This window comes from Corynebacterium sp. zg-331 (genome assembly GCF_014267345.1).
Taxonomy (GTDB): Bacteria; Actinomycetota; Actinomycetes; order Mycobacteriales; family Mycobacteriaceae; genus Corynebacterium.
The window spans coordinates 1-669 of the sequence record NZ_JACMYD010000022.1 but is presented as its reverse complement, the minus strand read 5'-3'; the positions used below and the strand labels follow the sequence as shown (position 1 = coordinate 669).

The following is a 669-nucleotide window of genomic DNA, read 5'->3' as shown; positions in this document are numbered from 1 at the left end:
CGCGTGGGCTTCTGATTGCTCCCTGTTGGGATTGGTGAGACGGTACCACATTTCGTGTTCCTTCGGTGGGATGTAGTCAATGGATCCGTGTAGTCGCTCGGTGTTGTACCAACTCACCCAGCTCGCGGTGGCGGCTTCGACTTCCTGCCAGTTGCTCCACCTGCGGCCCTCGAAATCAATCTCCTCACTCTTATACAGGCCAATAGTGGACTCCATGAGCCCGTTATCGTAGGCATCGCCGACAGTTCCGATAGAACCAGTCATTCCTTCCCGGGCTATGAGTCCACGCAGCTGCGCACTGGTGTACTGCGAGCCTGCATCCGAATGATGGATTAGCCCTACCGGGCTGAAATTAGGGTCTTCGCGCTGGCGAAGGCTAATAGCTTGGCGCAGCGCGCTGAGGACAAACCCAGTCGTCTTTGACTCGGCAACGCTATAGCCCAGTATCCTGCGCGAATACACGTCGGTGACAAACGCAACGTAGCAAAAGCCCTGCTTGGTGTAGACATAGGTAAAATCTGCTACCCACCACTGATCCGGATGTGAGACGCTTTGCCAGGATCGTTTGCAGTGATCAGCAAACCGGGGATTGTTCGGGTTGGTCACTGTCGTGCGCGTGGATTTATGCCGCAGCACACCACTAATGCCTAGCAGGCTCATCAGGCGATT

Annotated in this window: 1 protein-coding gene; it reads right to left on the bottom strand. The window is 55.5% G+C overall.

The genetic code is table 11. From position 1 onward, the window contains the following. The coding region (locus tag H7347_RS10540) for an IS3 family transposase (protein ID WP_152823460.1) at positions 1 to 669 on the bottom strand (669 nt) is incomplete at both ends.